Origin of the sequence: Kerstersia gyiorum (genome assembly GCF_048595715.1) — a bacterium.
GTDB classification, from domain to species: domain Bacteria; phylum Pseudomonadota; class Gammaproteobacteria; order Burkholderiales; family Burkholderiaceae_B; genus Kerstersia; species Kerstersia gyiorum.
This window is the reverse complement of sequence record NZ_CP169556.1, coordinates 1,830,212-1,848,497: the sequence shown is the minus strand read 5'-3', so window position 1 is coordinate 1,848,497 and position 18,286 is coordinate 1,830,212. Positions and strand designations below refer to the sequence as shown.

13 protein-coding genes and 1 riboswitch are annotated in these 18,286 nt (G+C 63.3%); of the genes, 8 read left to right on the top strand and 5 right to left on the bottom strand.

The window, feature by feature from the left end; all coding sequences use genetic code 11:
- Positions 1 to 18 precede the first annotated feature (18 nt).
- Entirely contained in the window at positions 19 to 1,047 is a 1,029-nt protein-coding gene (locus tag ACEW7X_RS08180) for a LysR family transcriptional regulator (RefSeq protein WP_420177884.1), read from the bottom strand.
- Between the two features lie 235 nt (positions 1,048 to 1,282).
- Between ACEW7X_RS08180 and ACEW7X_RS08175 the strand changes: the two genes are divergently transcribed.
- From ACEW7X_RS08175 to ACEW7X_RS08165, 3 genes are read left to right on the top strand one after another with little or no spacing between them, the layout of a single operon-like run.
- Entirely contained in the window at positions 1,283 to 2,509 is a 1,227-nt protein-coding gene (locus ACEW7X_RS08175) for an efflux RND transporter periplasmic adaptor subunit (protein ID WP_253595833.1), read from the top strand.
- A gap of 18 nt (positions 2,510 to 2,527) precedes the next feature.
- Positions 2,528 to 5,746, top strand: coding sequence for an efflux RND transporter permease subunit (locus ACEW7X_RS08170; RefSeq protein ID WP_420177883.1), 3,219 nt, complete (start codon positions 2,528 to 2,530; stop codon positions 5,744 to 5,746).
- A gap of 2 nt (positions 5,747 to 5,748) precedes the next feature.
- Entirely contained in the window at positions 5,749 to 7,212 is a 1,464-nt protein-coding gene (locus tag ACEW7X_RS08165; protein WP_420177919.1) for an efflux transporter outer membrane subunit, read from the top strand.
- 167 nt (positions 7,213 to 7,379) lie between these two features.
- Here the strand turns inward: ACEW7X_RS08165 and ACEW7X_RS08160 are convergent, their stop codons facing one another.
- The gene (locus tag ACEW7X_RS08160) at positions 7,380 to 7,940 is read right to left on the bottom strand and encodes a cytochrome b (RefSeq protein WP_420177882.1); all 561 of its coding nucleotides are present in this window, start codon (positions 7,938 to 7,940) and stop codon (positions 7,380 to 7,382) included.
- Between the two features lie 163 nt (positions 7,941 to 8,103).
- Between ACEW7X_RS08160 and ACEW7X_RS08155 the strand changes: the two genes are divergently transcribed.
- Complete coding sequence (locus ACEW7X_RS08155) at positions 8,104 to 9,153, top strand: AraC family transcriptional regulator ligand-binding domain-containing protein (RefSeq protein WP_420177881.1); 1,050 nt, start codon at positions 8,104 to 8,106, stop codon at positions 9,151 to 9,153.
- A gap of 45 nt (positions 9,154 to 9,198) precedes the next feature.
- Here the strand turns inward: ACEW7X_RS08155 and ACEW7X_RS08150 are convergent, their stop codons facing one another.
- A complete protein-coding gene (locus ACEW7X_RS08150; RefSeq protein ID WP_165390010.1) occupies positions 9,199 to 9,360 on the bottom strand; it encodes a hypothetical protein in 162 nt (53 codons plus the stop codon).
- Positions 9,361 to 9,837: 477 nt separating this feature from the next.
- On the opposite strand from ACEW7X_RS08150, the gene ACEW7X_RS08145 reads away from it, so the two are divergent.
- The 4 genes from ACEW7X_RS08145 (at position 9,838) to ACEW7X_RS08130 (ending at position 14,533) form a co-directional block, all read left to right on the top strand.
- Entirely contained in the window at positions 9,838 to 11,724 is a 1,887-nt protein-coding gene (locus ACEW7X_RS08145; protein ID WP_420177880.1) for an LTA synthase family protein, read from the top strand.
- 13 nt (positions 11,725 to 11,737) lie between these two features.
- A riboswitch (yybP-ykoY riboswitch) is annotated at positions 11,738 to 11,911 on the top strand.
- A 5-nt stretch (positions 11,912 to 11,916) separates the two neighbouring features.
- Positions 11,917 to 12,492 (top strand): manganese efflux pump MntP family protein, encoded by a 576-nt coding sequence (locus ACEW7X_RS08140; protein ID WP_068367892.1) that lies wholly within the window; start codon positions 11,917 to 11,919, stop codon positions 12,490 to 12,492.
- A 193-nt stretch (positions 12,493 to 12,685) separates the two neighbouring features.
- Positions 12,686 to 13,369, top strand: coding sequence for an HAD family hydrolase (locus tag ACEW7X_RS08135; protein ID WP_420177879.1), 684 nt, complete (start codon positions 12,686 to 12,688; stop codon positions 13,367 to 13,369).
- A gap of 72 nt (positions 13,370 to 13,441) precedes the next feature.
- On the top strand, positions 13,442 to 14,533 hold the full coding sequence (locus ACEW7X_RS08130; protein WP_420177878.1) for an NADH:flavin oxidoreductase/NADH oxidase: 1,092 nt from the start codon (positions 13,442 to 13,444) through the stop codon (positions 14,531 to 14,533).
- 156 nt (positions 14,534 to 14,689) lie between these two features.
- Here ACEW7X_RS08130 and ACEW7X_RS08125 read toward each other — a convergent pair whose 3' ends face one another.
- Entirely contained in the window at positions 14,690 to 17,056 is a 2,367-nt protein-coding gene (locus tag ACEW7X_RS08125) for an esterase/lipase family protein (RefSeq protein WP_420177877.1), read from the bottom strand.
- Positions 17,053 to 18,141 (bottom strand): DUF4105 domain-containing protein, encoded by a 1,089-nt coding sequence (locus ACEW7X_RS08120; protein WP_420177876.1) that lies wholly within the window; start codon positions 18,139 to 18,141, stop codon positions 17,053 to 17,055. Before ACEW7X_RS08120 ends, ACEW7X_RS08125 begins: the two co-directional genes overlap by 4 nt.
- Between the last annotated feature and the right edge of the window lie 145 nt (positions 18,142 to 18,286).

The window sequence follows — 18,286 nt, the reverse complement described above, 5'->3', positions numbered from 1 at the left end:
ATCGCCGCGTGAGCACACCTACATCACAAGATCCGGCGCATCCATTGGCGTGTTGCGGCGCACGGCGCGGTCAGCTTCGGAGGACAGGATGGCCGCTTCCGGTTGGCGATGGCAGGCCTGCACTGCCGGGTCGTTTTCGTCACCGCCGTTCAGAAGGGGGCAACGGGCGAATAGCGCAGCCACCCAATCGGAAAAGGCACGCACCTTGGGCGAAAGCTGGCGGCTTTGCAGGTACAGCAGGGAAATAGGAATGGGGGAAGGCTTCCACTGCGGCAGCACTTCCACCAATTCACCATTCAGCAGGTGCGGCAGGGCCAGAAACCGTTGTGTCTGAATCAGGCCAAAGCCTTGCACGCCGCACTTCAGATGCGCCAGCCAATCATTGACGGAAACAATGCCTGGCACATCCACCTGCCGCTCCTCGCCCTCAACGATGAAATCCCACGCGCAGTTGCGTCCGGAGGCGCAAAAATAGTGCACGGCATGGTGAGCCTGCAAATCTTCCAGGCGCTGCGGCACGCCATGGCGTTCGATATACGCCGGCGCCGCGCACGTGGCCGCTTGCACGATGCCGATACGGCGTGCCACCAGGCTGGAGTCTTCAAGCTGCCCATAGCGGATCACGCAATCTACGGCATCCTGAACCAGGTCGACATGCCGGTCTCCGAGACCAATCACCAGCTCGACATCAGGGTACTGGGTATGGAACTCGCACAGCGAGGGCAACAGTATCTGGTGGCCGATGGAAGGCGGAACATCCACCCGCAGACGCCCCTGCGGACGTGACGCGGCATCCTGCAGGCAGGCCTCGGTTTCCTCCACTTCCGCCAGGATGCGCGTGCTGTGCCGATAGTAGGCCGCGCCATCCGGCGTCAAGCTGATACGCCGCGTCGTGCGGTTCAGGAGGCGCACACCCAGGTGGCGCTCAAGGTTCTGGATGATGGTGGTGACCGTGGTACGCGGCAGAGCCAGCCTGTCGGCAGCACGCGTAAAGCTGTTGGTTTCAACGACCCCCACGAAAACCTGCATGGCCTGGAAGCGGTCCATGGTCATTCCCGGTAAACGAATTGGCACCAGCATAACCTGGAACATTCGCCGATTGTTCGAATTTACCGACTAGTGTTACCCAAAACACACTGTTTATCCGAAACGGTAAAGCGCACAGAATCCCACCATCCAGAAAAAAGCCCACCTGCTGCTGCATCGCAGCAACGACACACGCTGCCATGGCGTGCATGCCGGGGGGCTGCCTTTCTCTTCCATCCAAGCTCAAGGAAAACCCATGACGGTCCATCGTCCCCGTTACGCCGCGCTCGTTTTGGCCGCCGCGCTGGTTGCCACTGGCGGCTACCTTGCATTCGGCCCATCGCCAGGCGCAGGCACGGCCCAGGCACAGCCAGCACCGCCTGCCGGTGCACCGGTAGATGTCGCGCCCGCGTTCACGCGTTCCATCGTCGATTGGCAACGCTATTCCGGCCGGCTCGAAGCCATCGAACATGTCGAAGTACGCCCACAGGTGTCGGGCACGCTCACCCGCATCCACTTCAAGGATGGCGCGCTGGTCAGGAAAGGCGATGATCTGTTCACCATAGACCCGCGCCCCTACGCCGCCGAAGTGGACCGGGCCTCCGCCCAACTGGCCGCCGCCCGCGCACGCGTGTCGTACACCGCATCAGAACTGGCGCGCGGCAAGCGCCTGATGTCCGAAAACGCCATCGCACGGCGCGACTTCGAAGAAAAGGAAAATGCCGCACGCGAGGCAGCCGCCAACCTGCAGGCTGCGCAAGCCGCCCTGGATACCGCCCGCATCAACCTGGGCTACACACGCATCACCGCCCCAATGGATGGCCGTGTCTCGCGCGCCGAAGTCACCGTGGGCAATGTGGTCTCGGCAGGAGGCACCGCCCAGCCGCTGACAAGCCTGGTTTCCGTGGCACGCATCTACGCAGCCTTCGACGTGGACGAACAAACCTTCCTGCGCTACGTGAACCCCAGCCGCGCCACCGGTGCTGAGGTAGCGGTAGAACTGGGCCTTGCAAACGAAGACGGCTATTCACGCTCAGGCACCGTGCAATCCGTGGACAACCAGCTCGATACCAGTTCAGGCACCATCCGCGTACGCGCGGTGTTCGACAACCCCGACGGGCTGCTGCTGCCCGGCCTCTACGCCCGCATCCGCCTGGGCGGCAGCGCGCCGCACGACGCCACCCTGATCGAAGAGCGCGCCATCGGTACCGACCAGAACCGACGCTTCGTGCTGGTCGTCGATGACAACAACCGGGCCAGCTACCGCGAAGTCAGGCTGGGCGCGAATATCGGCCCGCTGCGCGTCGTGGAACAGGGCCTGGCGCCTGGCGAACGCATCGTGGTCAACGGCCTGCAGCGGGTACGCCCTGGCGACACGGTTGCCCCCAAGCTCATCTCCATGGATGCCGGACCTGAGGCGGTACTCACGGCCTCGGCCACCCTGAACGAAACGGCGCAAGCCGCCACGGCTTCGTCGAAGTAAGCGCCGCCAGGAACCTCCATGAATATTTCCCGATTCTTTGTCGACCGGCCCATTTTCGCCGGCGTACTTTCGGTCCTGGTCCTGCTGGGCGGCCTGCTGGCCATGTTCCAGCTGCCGATTTCCGAATACCCCGAAGTCGTACCGCCGTCTGTCGTGGTGCGCGCGCAGTACCCCGGCGCCAACCCGAAAGTCATCGCCGAAACCGTGGCTTCGCCGCTGGAGCAATCCATCAATGGCGTCGAAGACATGATGTACATGCAGTCGCAGGCCAACAGCGACGGCAGCCTCACCTTGACGGTGTTCTTCAGTCTGGGCGTGGACCCCGACAAGGCCCAGCAACTGGTGCAGAACCGCGTCGCGCAGGCCCTGCCCCGGCTGCCGCAGGACGTGCAGAGGCTGGGCGTCACCACCGTGAAAAGCTCGCCCACCCTGACGCTGGTGGTGCACCTCATTTCCCCGGACGAGAAGTACGACGCCACGTACCTGCGCAACTACGCCATTCTCAACGTGAAAGACCGCCTGGCGCGCATCTCTGGCGTGGGCGAAGTCGCTGTGTGGGGCGCGGGCGACTATGCCATGCGAGTCTGGCTCGACCCGCAGAAGGTCGCCCAGCGCGGCCTGACTGCCATGGATGTAATCAACGCCATACGCGAACAGAACGTACAGGTTGCCGCCGGCACCATCGGCGCTTCGCCCAATGACGGCAACGTTCCCATGCAGTTTTCCGTGAATGCGCACGGCCGCCTGCAAAGCGAAACCGAGTTCGGCGAAATCATCCTCAAAACCTCGGCTGGCGGTGCCGTCACACGGCTGGCAGACGTGGCGCGGGTGGAACTGGATGCCCAGGAATACGCCTTGCGCTCGCTGCTGGACAACCGCTCTGCCGTCGGCATGGGCGTCATGCAATCACCCGGTTCAAATGCATTGGAAGTCTCCAGCCAGGTCCGCGCAGCCATGGAGGAAATGGCGCAGGACTTCCCGCCCTCGGTGGAGTACCGCATCGAGTACGACCCCACGCAGTTCGTGCGCGCCAGCATCAAGGCCGTGGTGCATACGCTGCTGGAAGCCATCGCGCTGGTCGTGCTGGTCGTCATCATTTTCCTGCAAACCTGGCGCGCCTCCATCATTCCGCTGTTGGCCGTGCCGGTTTCCATCATCGGCACCTTCGGCCTGCTTCTGATGTTCGGCTATTCGATCAATGCCCTGTCGCTATTCGGCATGGTGCTGGCGATAGGCATCGTGGTGGATGATGCCATCGTGGTGGTGGAAAACGTCGAACGCAACATCGCCGCAGGACTGCCACCCCGGGACGCAACCTATCGCGCCATGCAGGAGGTCAGCGGCCCCATCATCGCTATCGCACTGACGCTGTGCGCGGTCTTCGTACCGCTGGCGTTCATGACCGGGCTGACAGGCCAGTTCTACAAGCAATTCGCCATGACCATCGCCATCTCGACGGTGATCTCGGCCTTCAACTCGCTCACGCTGTCGCCCGCGCTGTCCGCCCTGCTGCTCAAGGGACACCATGACGCCCCGGATGCGCTCACGCGCATCATGAACCGCCTGTTCGGGCCGTTCTTCCGCTGGTTCAACGGTTTCTTCGGCCGCAGTTCAGACCGCTACGCCAACGGCGTCACTGGTGTCATCCGCCGCAAATCAGCCTCCATGGCGGTCTACGCCGTGCTGCTGGCAGCGACAATCCTGGTCGGCAATGCCGTGCCTGGCGGTTTCGTGCCTGCGCAGGACAAGCAATACCTGATCGGCTTCGCGCAACTGCCCAATGGCGCCTCGCTCGATCGTACAGAAGCCGTCATCCGTCGCATGAGCGAAATCGCCCTGGCACAGCCCGGCGTCAAAAGCACCATTGCCTTCCCGGGGCTGTCGATCAACGGCTTCACCAACAGCTCCAGCGCCGGCATCGTGTTCGTCACCCTGGACGAATTCGACGAACGCGGCAGCCCTGATCTGACGGGCGACGCCATCGCTGCCACGCTGAACCAGCAGTTCGGGGAAATCAAGGGATCGGTGGTTGCAGTCTTCCCGCCCCCGCCCATCCTGGGCCTGGGTACGCTGGGCGGATTCAAGCTGCAGATCGAAGACAGGGGCGCACAGGGCTACGAAGCGCTGGACCAGGCCACCCAGGCCTTCGTCGCCAGGGCGGCGCAAACGCCAGAACTGGGCCCGACGTTCTCGAACTACCAGGTCGCCGTCCCGCAGATCGACGTTGACCTGGACCGAGTCAAGGCGCGCCAGTTGGGCGTTCCCGTCACTGATGTATTCGACACCATGCAGGTCTATCTGGGCTCGATGTACGTCAACGACTTCAACATTTTCGGCCGCGTCTTCCAGGTACGCGCCCAGGCCGATGCGCCCTTCCGTGCCCACCCCGAGGACATCCTGCAGTTGAAGACCCGCAACACCGACGGCGGCATGGTGCCCCTGTCGTCGCTGGTCACCGTCAAGCAAAGCTTCGGGCCGGAAATGGTGGTGCGCTACAACGGCTACGCGGCTGCCGACATCAACGGCGGCCCGGCGCCTGGGTTCTCGACCAACCAGGCCCAGGATGCAGCGGCGCGCATCGCAGCGGAAGTCCTGCCGCGCGGCTTCCAGATCGAGTGGACCGACCTGGCCTACCAGCAGATGCTGGCTGGCAACGCAGGCCTGTGGGTCTTCCCCATCAGCGTACTGCTGGTCTTCCTGGTACTCGCCGCGCTGTATGAAAGCCTGACGCTGCCGCTGGCCGTCATTCTGATCGTGCCCATGAGCGTCCTGGCGGCCTTGACCGGCGTCTGGCTGACTGGCGGCGACAACAACGTCTTCACCCAGATCGGGCTGATGGTGCTGGTCGGCCTATCGGCCAAGAACGCCATCCTCATCGTGGAGTTCGCCCGGGAACTGGAAATGAGCGGCAGCTCACCGGTAGAAGCCGCCATCGAAGCCAGCCGCCTGCGCCTGCGGCCCATCCTCATGACGTCCATTGCCTTCATCATGGGCGTGGTGCCTCTGGTGCTTTCCACCGGCGCGGGTGCGGAAATGCGCCAGGCCATGGGCATCGCCGTGTTCTTCGGCATGCTGGGTGTCACCCTGTTCGGCCTGTTCCTCACCCCCGTGTTCTACGTCCTGCTGCGCAAGCTCGGCAAAGGCCCGCTGCACAGCGCCAACAAGCACGCCCCCATCATTCATCACCAGGAGCCAGCCCCCATGCCTTCCCAGGCCAGCCAAGGAGGCCAGCCATGACCATGCGCCCCTCCATTACCCATGGTTCCGCCATGCTCGCCTTGCTGCTGACGCTGGCAGCGTGCACGACAGGCCCGCAATACCAGCGCCCGGAAATCAGCACGCCGGCAGCCTACAAGGAAGCGGCCCCAGGTGCCGCCGGCCTGGACGGCCACGCCGGCGGCACCTGGCAGGCTGCCCGCCCGGCCGATGATGCCCTGCGTGGCGAATGGTGGAAAATCTTCAACGACCCCACGCTGGATGCCCTGGAAACCCAGGCCTTGCAAGCCAACCAGAACCTGCACGCCGCCGCGGCCAGGCTAGCGCAGGCACGCGCCTTGGTACGCGACGCACACGCCAGCCTGTTCCCCAGCCTGGATGCTGGCGCAGGCCCCATGCGCCAGCGTAGCTCCCCTGTCTCGCAGGGGCAGGCCGACGACGGCGCCGCCAGTACCAGCACACTCTGGCGAGCGCAGGCATCTCTCGCGTATGAAGCCGACCTGTTCGGGCGCGTCGCGTCGGAAGTGGATGCAGCCAACGCCGATGCCCAGCAAAGCGCAGCGCTCTACCGCTCCGTCCTGCTGGCCCTGCAGGCCGATGTCGCCGCCGGCTACTTCAGGTTGCGTGAACTCGATGGCCAGTTGCACATCTACCGCGAGACGGTCGATTTACGCCGCGCCTCGCTGGACCTGATAAAACAGCGCTACGAAGCTGGCGATATCGGCGAACTGGACCTGGCGCGCTCGCGCACCGAACTGGAATCCACCCGTGCCGAAGCGGTGGGCATCGAGCGCCAGCGCAGCACGGCGGAACATGCACTGGCCGTTCTGCTGGGCCAGGCGCCTGCAGAATTCGAGATGCCTGCGCAGCCCCTGGCGCGCACCATCATCGACATTCCTGCCGGACTGCCCTCCACACTGCTGGAGCGCCGCCCCGACATCGCTGCTGCCGAACGCGCCATGGCCGCCGCCAATGCCCGTATCGGCGTGGCCAGCGCCGCCTTCTTCCCGCGCCTGGAAATCACGGCAGCCGGGGGTTTCGAATCCTCTGAGTTGGGCAACCTGCTGCAATGGTCCAGCCGTACTTTCCTGCTGGGGCCACTGGTGGGCACGGCACTCTCCCTGCCTATCTTCGATGGCGGTCGCCGCCAGGCCAGCCTGGACCACGCCCAGGCCATCTATGAAGAAGACGTGGCCAACTACCGGCAAACCGTGCTCAACGCGTTTCGTGAAGTCGAGGACCACCTGGCCAGCCTGCGCCTGCTGCATGGCCAGACCGAAGCACAGGATGCCGCGCAGCAAGCGGCGGAACGCGCAGCCAGGCTATCGCAGGTCATGTACGTGGAAGGCGCCATCAGCTACCTGGACGTGATCGAAGCGAACCGCGCGGTGCTGCAACAGCAGCGCACGACGATGCTGCTGGATGGCGAAAGGATACAGGCAACCGTGGGTTTGATACGGGCGCTAGGGGGAGGCTGGGGAAACTGAGCCCAACAGGCTCCCCTGGCTGATGCCAGGCATCGACCACCGGGACGCTTTCAATGCCGCCCCGATGGTCGAGGTCACAACATCACGAAATCACGCATGTGTCGGCAAGATCCCCCCCGTCAATCAATTTCAGGCGTGTACCCCGTCACCCGATTGCTCGGATCGAGCTAGCGCAATGGGCCGAACATGCGCGCCATCACGCCGTCCCGCAATACCACGCGATGCCATAGCGCCATGGCGATATGGCCGCCGATCAATGCCAGCAGACACCAGGCCAGTACGCCATGCAGGGCATTGCCCGGCGCCATCATCCAGTCAACCTTCGCGCCCGTGGCCGGCAATACCTGCCAACCCCAGACGTTCAGCCCCCGGCCTGAACCATAGGCGCGCAGGCCGGCAAGCAGTGGCACCATCAGCATCAACAGGTAGAGCATGCCGTGCCCCAGGCGGGCCGCCAGCGCCTGCCAGCCCTGCCCCTGCGGCGGCCGATGGCGCAGATTGCCACCCGCCCATATCAGCCGCACAGCCAGCAGCATCAACAACAAGGTACCCACCGGCGCATGCGTGCCGACAAAAAAAGCCGCCAGCGGGGTGCGTCCCTGCGACAGCTTGATCGCCATGCCCAGGAATTGCCAGGCAAACAGCAAGGCCATGGCGCCATGCAACATTCTGGTGACCAGGCCATAACGGCGCCTGTCGTCTACCCATTGACCGGCCTTCTCCCCCATTTCCCCTATTTCCCCCATTGCCCTATTACCCTGCAATTTTTCCGTATGCCAGCTTGCAGGCACAGTTAGCTGACAACCAGCGGCTGGTGCGCCCCCCGCCCCAGACGCCGGTCATGATTCGAAAGCCCTACAATGCTACCAGCCTTCGCCATGCAACGTTTCCATGCCACACCGCGCAGACCCCTTAGCCGTTCATCTTTCGCCTTTCCTGCTGGAGCAACTGTTCCTGCAGGCACCGGCACTATCGGGTGAAGCAGCGCGGGAGATGGCCCAAGCCTATCTTTCCGGGGCAGCCCCCTTGACGCCCGAGGCGCTGGCCGCGATCTACCGCCAGTTGGCCACGGACATGGCGGATGAACATCTGGGCCTGTTCCTGCGCCCGGCCAGGCCCGGTACCCTCAAGTTCCTGATGCTGGGCCTGCTGGACGCGCCAACCCTGGGGGTCGCGCTGCACCGCTATACCCACCTGTTTCACATCCTGTTCGACGATTTCCGCCTGCGCCTGCGGCGCGACGCCACCCTGGCGCATATCAGTGTGCATGCCACGGAGGGCCACCGCATGCCGGACGAGGCCGGCCAGTTCCTGCTGCTCAAACTGACCCACGGCATTGCCTCGTGGCTGATCGCCGATGACCTGCCGCTGACGCTGCTGCATTTCTCTTTTGGCGCCGGGCTACGCGCGCAGGACTATATCCAGCTCTTCCATGGGGTTCCGCAGTTCGAGCAGGAACGGCCGCAACTCTCGTTTGCACGCGACTACCTGGAGCTGCCCATCCGGCGCCGCAAGCCGGAACTGCGCAGTTTTCTCGCGCGCGCCCCGCTGGACTGGCTGCATACGACCCAGGGTCACGGGTTGGTCAGCCGGGAAGTCAGGCGCGTGCTGACGGCCGCACTGCCGGACATGCCCCCGTTGGAAATCGTGGCCCAGCGGCTGGGGCTGTCTTCCCGCACCCTTTGCCGTCGCCTCAGCGAAGAAGGTCATACCTTCCAAGGCATCAAGAACGGCCTGCGGCGCGATATCGCGATCCAGCGCATCGCCATGACGGACAAGCCGATTGCGGATATCGCGCTGGAACTGGGCTTTGACGATCCCAATACGTTCTACCGCTCCTTCCGTCGCTGGACCGGCCACACACCAGGACACTACCGGCAAGGCCCGGGCGTCCCGGACAACAATACACAGGCACCGCAAGCGCAAAAAAGCCAGGCCTGAGCCTGGCGCGACAGCCTGCCTGATTCGCCCGGCCAGCGGGCGTGGTCAGTTGAAGGTTGTGTAGGCCTTGTAGATAGCGGCGAACAGCACGCCCATCAGGCTGATGCCCAGCAGGGCCAGCCCAACATTGCGGTCGCGCAGGCCGAAACCGAAGATGAACAGAATGATGCTGGCGACGAAAATAATCAGCAAAGTGCCGTTGGTCATGATTCCCTACCTATCCTTGGCGTCGGCCGCTGCCGACTGTCACGGCAAGCATACCTCGCCGCTGGCGCCATCGCTTGACCTGGCTCAAACCCAGCGCCGGCCCCGCACCTGCCTGCCAGCAAGCGCATCCCGCAGGCGTCCCCCAGGTGTTGGCACCCGCTTTTCAGGGCTTTCAAGGCCACTAGAAGCGCCGATTGCACCGCCCCGGTTGCGTTTCGTCACACGCATCATTTTTAACGGCCTGAATCGTTATTTTCGATTAAAGACAAAATATTTTTCTTAAGTCGGGAATTATTTCACTGCATTACAATCCAACACCCTAAAATCGCTCGCCAGGCCGATACATATCCCCGCCAGCGATTTTTTTGTTTCTTATTTTCGTTTGTATCTGCATGCCGATCACATTCTCTGTGATGCGTGGCGTGTCCTATCCCCTCTTGCTGTCTTTCCCGACTTAACAGCCAGGACCCTGCATTCATGCTGAAACTGACCGTCCGATTTCTCATCGCCAGTCTGATCCTTTTCCTTGTTTCCCGTACCGGCCTGGCGCTATGGCAATGGGATCGCGTCAGCGCAGTCCAGGATTTCTGGCGCATCTGGCTTGGCGGCCTGCGCATCGACCTGGCGATGCTGGGCATGCTGGCCGCATTGCCCCTGTTTCTGTCACCCTGGCTCGGCCACAGCCCGCGCGCCACACGCTGGACCGCCATCTGGTTCCGTGTCTGCTGGCTGCTGCTGGCCATCATGGAAGCTGCCACGCCGCAGTTCCTGGCTGAATACGACACTCGTCCCAATCGCCTCTTCTTCATCTACCTCGTCTACCCCGAGGAAGTGCTGTCCATGCTCTGGACAGGCTACAAGCTCAGTGTCGGCGGCGCCATCATCGGTGTGGCCGCCATGTTGTGGATAGGCTTCAAGCTGTTTCCGCTCAATGCCCTGCCCGACGCCCGGCGCGCCTGGGGCTGGCGTCCCGTGCTCAGCGTGGTGTTCGCCGCACTCGCCTTCATTTCCATTCGAGGCACGCTACAGCACCGCCCCATCAATCCATCCACGGTGGCCTTCGCCAACGATGCCATGGTCAATGCGCTCGCGCTGAACTCCTTCTACAGCGTGACCTATGCCGCCTACCGGATGAAGGATGAGCGCTCGGCGGAATCCCTCTATGGCGACATGGCGCCCGAAGAGGCCATCGCGATCGTACGCACCACCGCTGATCTGCCGGCTACGCCGGACAATCCAGCGATTCCCACGCTGCACCGGCAGCAAGCCAGCCTCACCGTAGACAAGCCCCGCAACCTGGTGCTCATCGTCGAGGAGAGCCTGGGGGCGCAGTTCGTCGGCAGCCTGGGCGGCCAGAACCTGACGCCTGAGCTCGATGCCCTCGCCCAGGAAGGCTGGTTCTTTACCCGTACCTATGCCACAGGCACGCGCTCGGTACGCGGCCTGGAAGCCCTGACCACGGGGTTCCCGCCCACTCCGGCCGAAGCCGTCGTCAAGATGCCCAATGCGCAGACCGGCTTTTTCACGCTGGCCGAACTGCTGGGCCGCCAGGGCTACGGTTCCCGTTTCCTGTATGGCGGCGAAGCCCACTTCGACAACATGCGCGGCTTTTTCCTGGGCAATGGCTTCGATGAGGTCGTCGACCTGCCACGCTTTTCCACCAAGCCTGAATTCGTTGGCTCCTGGGGCGCGTCCGACGAAGACATGTTCAAGGAACTGGACCACCTGCTGATGCAGCAGCGCGGCAAGCCGGAATTCATCCTGGCCTTCTCGGTCTCCAATCATTCGCCCTGGGAATATCCGGAAGGCCGCATCACCCCCGATGGCGAACCCGATACCGTGGAAAATACGGTGCGTTATGCCGACTGGGCGCTGGGCCGCTTCTTCGAGACCGCCCGCACCCGCCCGTACTGGGACGACACCGTTTTCCTCGTGGTGGCCGACCACGATGCCCGCGTCTACGGCGCAACCGACATTCCGGTAGAACGCTTCCACATCCCGGCCCTGATCCTCGGCGGCAGCATCGCACCGCGTACCGACGACAGGCTGATCAGCCAGATCGACCTGCCGCCTACGCTGCTGTCGCTGATCGGCATTTCCAGCGAACATCCGATGATAGGCAGCGACCTGACGGTGCGCAGCCCAGGCCGCGCCATCATGCAGTTTGGGGACAACTATGGCTACTTGCGCGGCGACCAGCTGCTGGTGCTGCGGCCCAACCGCGACCCCCAGCAATACCGCTGGACGCCCGAGGGTCAGGAAGCCGTCAGCACCGACAGCGAACTCGCACATATAGCACGAGGGCATGTGGTCTGGCCCAGTTGGGCCTACCGGGAGCGCAGCTATCACTTGCCAGCACGATGATCCGTGCTAATATCCGCCGCAGTAATGGGGAGTAGCCTACTTCCGCCCCAGGAAGCGCACGCGTCAACATACTCGGTGATATCACCGTGGCGCGTGCAGCCATAGCGCTCGGCGAGACCATGAACACAACAGCCGGGAAGTCGTCGGGCCTGTCTGTTGTGTCCTGGTTTCCGACACACGCTATGGTGCCCAATGAACTTCGCCTCCACCCTTCTTCTCGCACTCGCCATGTCCACCGACGCCTTTGCCGTCGCTGTCGGAAAAGGCGCCGCCCTGCATAAACCCCGCCTGACCGAAGCCATGCGCGTCGGCCTGATATTTGGCGTGGTCGAAGCCATTACCCCGCTGATCGGCTGGCTGCTGGGCCGGGCGGCGGCGCCCTACATCGAACGCTGGGACCATTGGGTCGCCTTTGCCCTGCTGCTGGCACTGGGCATGCACATGATCTGGCGCAGCTTCCATCCCGCCGTACCGAGCACCAGCGAGGCCTGTGTGCGGCGTGGCCGCCAAAGCTTCTGGGCGCTGGCGCTGGCAGGCCTGGCCACCAGCATAGATGCCATGGCCGTCGGGGTCAGCCTGGCCTTCATCGACGCCAGCATCGTCTCCACCTCGGTCATGATCGGGCTGGCCACCATGACCATGGTTACGCTAGGCGTCATGCTCGGCCGTGTTCTCAAGCGCCTGGCCGGCCACTGGGCCGAATGCGCCGGCGGCGTGATCCTGATCCTCGTCGGCCTGAGCATCGTCTACGAACACGTGGCGCATTAATGCGCGTGCGGCAGAAGCCCTGCCGCCAGCAAGGGACTTCGCCAGCCCAGCCAGACAGATGCGCTATTCTTGAATCCATCTTCTCCTCTCGCCGGCAGACCGGAAACATGGATGCGGGCCGCGCCGCCGCGTCAGCCCCCGTTTTTCCAGTTTCATTTTCTGCCCGCCTTCTTCCTTCTGCCTGTTCGCTACCATGACCTGTCATTCCTGTTTCGACGCCATCCTGTTTGATTGCGATGGCGTACTCGTAGATTCCGAACCCATCACTCATCGCGTACTGGCTGAAATGCTGGCAGAGCAAGGCTGGGCCATTAGCCTGGAAGACGCTTCGCGCATTTTCACGGGCAAGACGGTGCGCGACGAATCCGCCCGCATCAGCGCCCATACCGGCAAGCCAGTGACCGATGCCTGGCTGGCTGAATTCTGGCAGCGGCGCAACGTCGCGCTGGAAAACGAACTGGTGGAAATCACGGGGGCCGGCCAGGCAGTACGCACCTTGCACCAGGCGTTCGATGGACGCATTGCCGTTGCCTCCGGCGCGGACCGCCGCAAGGTCGAATTGCAACTGCGCAAGACCGGCATGTTCGATTACTTTCAGGAACGCATTTGCAGCGGCCATGAGCAACCGCGCAACAAACCCTTTCCCGACGTCTATCTGGCCGCCGCCAAGATGCTGGGTGCGGACCCTGCGCGCTGCGTCGTCGTCGAGGATACGGTGACAGGTACTCAGGCAGGCGTGGCCGCAGGCGCTACCGTTTTCGGCTACAGCCCTGGCGGCCTGGGGCATAGCACGGCCCAGGACCTGCTGGATGCCGGTGCCAGCAGGATCTTCAGGGACATGGCCGAATTGCCCGCCCTGGTTGCCGCCGGCGCCTGATTCATTCCCAACCCGGAAGCCCGGACCTTCCCGCCTGCGTTCCGGCTTCCTCTACTCCGCCCCGGAGCTCCTATGTCTGCCCTGTTCCAAGCGTTTCAACTCAAAGACGTCACCTTGCGCAACCGTGTTGTCGTGCCGCCCATGTGCCAGTACCAGGCCGTGGATGGCCTGGTGAATGACTGGCACCAGGTTCACTATGCCGGGCTGGGACGCGGCGGCGCCGGGCTGGTGATTGTCGAAGCCAGCGCGGTGTCCCCGGAAGGCCGTATCACCCCGGGCTGTACCGGAATCTGGTCCGACCGCCATGCGGCCGCACTCGCTCCGATTGCCGCCGCCATCAAGGCTGGCGGTGCTGTTCCGGGCATTCAGATTGCCCACGCCGGCCGCAAGGCCAGCGCCAACCTGCCCTGGGAAGGCGACGATCACATTCCTGAAGGCGACCGCCGTGGCTGGCAGACCATCGCCCCATCGGCGATTCCTTTCGGCGAACATCTGCCCAAGATGCCACGTGCCATGACAACCGATGACATCGCACGCGTACGCCAGGATTTCGCCGATGCCGCCCGACGTGCCCGTGATGCCGGTTTCGAATGGCTGGAACTGCATTTCGCACACGGCTACCTGGGACAAAGCTTCTTTTCGCCGCATAGCAACCAGCGTCAGGACCAGTACGGCGGCAATGCAGACAACCGCAACCGCTTCCTGCTCGAGACCCTGGAAGCCGTGCGGGCCGTATGGCCGGAACACCTGCCGCTGACCGCGCGTTTCGGCGTCATTGAATACGATGGCCACGACGAACAAACCCTGGCCGACGCTATCGTGCTTGCCCGGAAATTCAAGGATGCCGGCCTGGATCTGCTGAGCGTCAGTGTCGGCTTCACCGTACCGGATACCCACATTCCCTGGAAGAGCCGTGGCTTTCTGGTGCCTGTCGCCGAACGCGTGCGGCGTGAGGCTGGCCTGCCCGTCTCCAGCGCCTGGGGGCTGGACGACCCGGCCCTGGCGGAACGCACCATTGCCCAAAAACAGCTGGATCTGGTTCAGGTCGGCAAGGCCCACCTGGCCAATCCGCACTGGGCCTTTGCCGCAGCCCGGGAACTGGGGCAAGAACATGCGGCATCGCTACTGCCACCGTCCTACGGCTACTGGTTGCAACGCTACTGAGCCGGCGGACTGCCCGTCAATCCGCCAGACTGACGGACAGGCTGCCGGCGTCATGCCAGCTTCCGCCGGCAGCCCACTGTCCATGGGAGCCCGGTGTTCCGCATGTCCCACAGGTCCCGCGTGGCGGGTGTGCGGAATATGGGCAGCATATTGAGCCTACGGTGAGTCCGGCCCCAGGCGGATGTGGATCACCTCACTTGCAGATTCAGGCGCAGATGCAGGCACAGCCATGGCAGGACCCGTGCTGGCCGGGTTCACGTGTGCTGCCCCTGCCTGGCTTTCCTGCACGGTCAAAGGCGTGCGTACGGGCACCCTATGTCCTGCTTCCCGTGCCTGGATATCTTCATGCAAAATGCGCCGCAATTCCAGAATGGCAGCAGCGGTCTCCTGCACGCTGTGCCCGCTGACAATCACCTTTTCCGACACGGCGCCAGGCAGATGGGCGCTCCGATATGGAACAACGCCATCGTCCGTCTCTTCCAAAGGCCCTTCGGCCTGCTGGCGGCCGATGATGGAGTGATAGCGCACAGCATTGGAAAGCGGCAGCGCGGCAGCAGCTCGGACAAAGGTGTCCTGCTCATTGAGATGATCTATGCTGGTCGGCATGCCTGCCGGGCCGCTGCCCGCCAGCGTGCCATTGGACGCCCGCGCCTGCAGCGCATCATCAAAATTCTCGAGAATGGTCAGCGGCAGGCGGATGAAGCTGGCGATCCAGCGCACCAGCCTGTGCGCAGCGACGGGCGTGCCACGATGCGGTGCGGCGATGAAGACCGCCCGTTCCACCCCGGGGAAAGGCTGAAAACGCAACATGCGATCTACCTTGGGCCGCAGGCGCTCGAGGCGTGCCGGCTCCATCGGATGTTCCTTCAGCGCCCAGTCCCATAACTGTTCGTCGGCGGAAGAAATCATCATGCGGGAAATCATTCCGCCCATGCTGTGCCCGACCAGGACCAGGCCGCTGGATGCAGTGGTCGTGCCTTCCGGGTCAAAATGCTGCAAGGTCCGCTCCAGCAGGCTACGGATGGCGGCATGGTTGAAGATCAGCGGAAGGTTGGTCGGATAATAGACCTGCCAGACCTGGAACTCGCTACGCAGCGCTTCGTCGCCAATGATTTCATTGGCGACATTGACCCAGGCCTCGGGGCTGCTGGCCAGCCCATGCAGCATCAGGAGAATGCGGCGGTCCGGGTCATAGGGTTGCATCATGTAGAGATGCGGCCGGTCTATGCCGTCCTCCCGCCCGAACAGATTGCGCAGGGACTGGCGACTGAATCCCGAACGTGCCAGCCAGAGACCGTAGCCGGCAGTAAAGTTGCCCGCCAGCGGCACATGCTGGCCATTGAATGACAGTTCGCGCTCGACCAGTGGATCATGCACGCTGATATCCACTTCATGTGTGGCCAGCACCTCGTCTAGCGTTGTGCCTGCATAGCGGAACACCACGGTGATATTGGGCGACGGCATTTCGCTCCAGGCATTGGCATACCTGCCCTGGGCGCCGGCTTGCGGCGTATTCGCAGTATCTGGCGCAGTGTCGGGCTTCATCGCGGGCACCGGCGCACCCAGCCGTACCCTGCGCTGCGCCTTGCTGCCCCCAGCCCGGCCGCGTGTCGCCTGAGCACCAGCGGGCGCCAAACCTTGCAGCCTGCTGGCGCCGTCCGCACCCGCTTCATCCCACAGGGCAGCCGCCTCGCCAGGCTGCAATGATGCAAGCGATGGTGCAACCGGCGGCGCATCCATTACTGCAACAAGCTCCGCCCCGAAACCGTCCCGCCTGTAGATACCCCTCAAACCCTGGAATGCGAGCGAAGAGGCTGGCACCAGCTCCTTCACCATCTCCACGCCCTCGGGCAGACGCACCGCCAGCCTGACCTGCAATACCCAGTCATCCAGCTTGAAGCGGGTCATGGCATTACCGGCCGAAGCCGACTGCCCCCGGTGCCCGGCAAACATACGGGCCACGGCTTCCTGTACCGCGTAGTTGTACCAATCCCGCACCTGGGTCTGTCTGTCCTCGAAGGCTCGCTCGCCAGGCGTGCGCGGCGTAAAGAACAGGTAGGCATAGGCATGGCGCGCGGCCTCCATCCAGGGCGTCAGGCCGCCAGGCCCGTTCATCCCTTCCCCATAACCCCCCTCGGCAGTGCTCATGGCCATCTGCAACCATAATTCAGACAACGCCGACATGCGGCGTTCGTCGCTGATGCCGGGCACCTGCCTGACGGCATCAATGCAGGTATGGGTGATGGTATCGGCGCAGGCCTCCTGGTCCAGGCCTGTCACGCGTATGGTCTGCGCCGTCAGCCCGCTCAACTTGCCACTGGTCAGGATATCGCCACGCTGCAAGGCTATATATTCCTTGGCCGTCATCGGCTGAATGCTCACCGAGGGCTGGAACTCGCGCAGTACCCCGCAACCGCCCAGCATTGCCAGCAGGGCGACCACCGCGCCACGGCAGGCTGCCAGCCGCATCCGGCCTCGCCGCGCCACCATGGACGAACTTGCTTCCTGGCGCCTGCCCATCATTGCGCCGCCCCGCCTGTAGAGGCCATGGCGGGAATCCCCTGGCGTATCGCAGCCGGAAACTCAGCCGGCGTACCGGTAAAAGCACGTGCCCGCGCAGTGATATTCCCTGCCTGGCGCAAGGTGAGGAAATCCAGCCCCGGCGTCAGCCCGCCCAACTCATAGGCATACTCATCGAAGTACCCGGACAGCAACACCCGGTAATCCAGCGGCAGGCCATCAGCGATCTGCCGCGCCAGATCCACCACAATCGTCGTGCAATTGCTCGTCAGGGTATTGTAGAAACGGGGCGTCGAACGGATGGACTGCGCTTCTTGCACATAGCCAAGAAACGCCGCCTGCAATTGCGCTGGCGTCAATGCCAGCCGATAGAGTTGCACATCTTCGCCGCGCGCATTGGTGCGGACACGGACAATATCATTTTCATCCGCAGCAATCAGCACCGCTTCATATTGCCGGAAAAATCCCGCGATGGCAGAAAACGTCTCATGACTTTCCTTGCGGATTTCCAGCGAAAAAACCAATTGCCTGCCATCGGCAAAGCCAAACGACACCAGCGTATGCGCAATCGCTGGCCCCATCCAATAGGACAGCAGCAGATCGCCCGACACCAGCTCATCCAGGTCGTATTCGCGGGTTTCCCAGCGCGGCGTGTAATCCGTCTCGCTGCGCCACTCAAAATTGCGCACATTGCGCAAGATCACGTGATTACCGTCGATGTCTGCCTCCAGCAGCTGGGCGACATCATCAGCCCAGATTCGGTCATGCGAAGGCTGCAGGCTGGCCCACCAGCCCAGCATGAGCACGCCCGCCAGGAGCCCCAGGCCATAGACCCAGGCCGCCCGGCGCCGCCGACAAGCCCCACGGCAGAACACGCACAATACCGCCAGCCCCAGTGCCAGCCACACAGGCATGACCACCCAGCGCCATCCCGGCACCGCCTGGAACCAGAGCGCCAGGCAGCCCCAGACAAAGAAACCAGCAATCAGGCAGGCGCCCAAGGCCAGCAGCAGCCAGCGCAAGGCAGCCAGCCTAGGTCCAGGCGGACGGCCAGCAGGATAGTAATGTGGAAAACAGCGCTTCGTCATGGGAGCAACTCAGGCGCGACGCCTGTGGCGCAAGGCCTGTAGCAACAGGATCTGATTTGACCACAGTTGCCGTCAAGGCGGCAGTTCCTGAAACAGGCCGTCAAGGTGCTCTTGCAGATCGAACACCTTGCCGATCGGCATCCGG

Coding starts and splice junctions, on each gene's coding strand:
- ACEW7X_RS08180 (WP_420177884.1), bottom strand. CDS start 1,047: ATGGACCGCTTCCAGGCCATGCAGGTTTTCGTGGGGGTCGTTGAAACC.
- ACEW7X_RS08175 (WP_253595833.1), top strand. CDS start 1,283: ATGACGGTCCATCGTCCCCGTTACGCCGCGCTCGTTTTGGCCGCCGCG.
- ACEW7X_RS08170 (WP_420177883.1), top strand. CDS start 2,528: ATGAATATTTCCCGATTCTTTGTCGACCGGCCCATTTTCGCCGGCGTA.
- ACEW7X_RS08165 (WP_420177919.1), top strand. CDS start 5,749: ATGCGCCCCTCCATTACCCATGGTTCCGCCATGCTCGCCTTGCTGCTG.
- ACEW7X_RS08160 (WP_420177882.1), bottom strand. CDS start 7,940: ATGGGGGAGAAGGCCGGTCAATGGGTAGACGACAGGCGCCGTTATGGC.
- ACEW7X_RS08155 (WP_420177881.1), top strand. CDS start 8,104: ATGCCACACCGCGCAGACCCCTTAGCCGTTCATCTTTCGCCTTTCCTG.
- ACEW7X_RS08150 (WP_165390010.1), bottom strand. CDS start 9,360: ATGACCAACGGCACTTTGCTGATTATTTTCGTCGCCAGCATCATTCTG.
- ACEW7X_RS08145 (WP_420177880.1), top strand. CDS start 9,838: ATGCTGAAACTGACCGTCCGATTTCTCATCGCCAGTCTGATCCTTTTC.
- ACEW7X_RS08140 (WP_068367892.1), top strand. CDS start 11,917: ATGAACTTCGCCTCCACCCTTCTTCTCGCACTCGCCATGTCCACCGAC.
- ACEW7X_RS08135 (WP_420177879.1), top strand. CDS start 12,686: ATGACCTGTCATTCCTGTTTCGACGCCATCCTGTTTGATTGCGATGGC.
- ACEW7X_RS08130 (WP_420177878.1), top strand. CDS start 13,442: ATGTCTGCCCTGTTCCAAGCGTTTCAACTCAAAGACGTCACCTTGCGC.
- ACEW7X_RS08125 (WP_420177877.1), bottom strand. CDS start 17,056: ATGATGGGCAGGCGCCAGGAAGCAAGTTCGTCCATGGTGGCGCGGCGA.
- ACEW7X_RS08120 (WP_420177876.1), bottom strand. CDS start 18,141: ATGACGAAGCGCTGTTTTCCACATTACTATCCTGCTGGCCGTCCGCCT.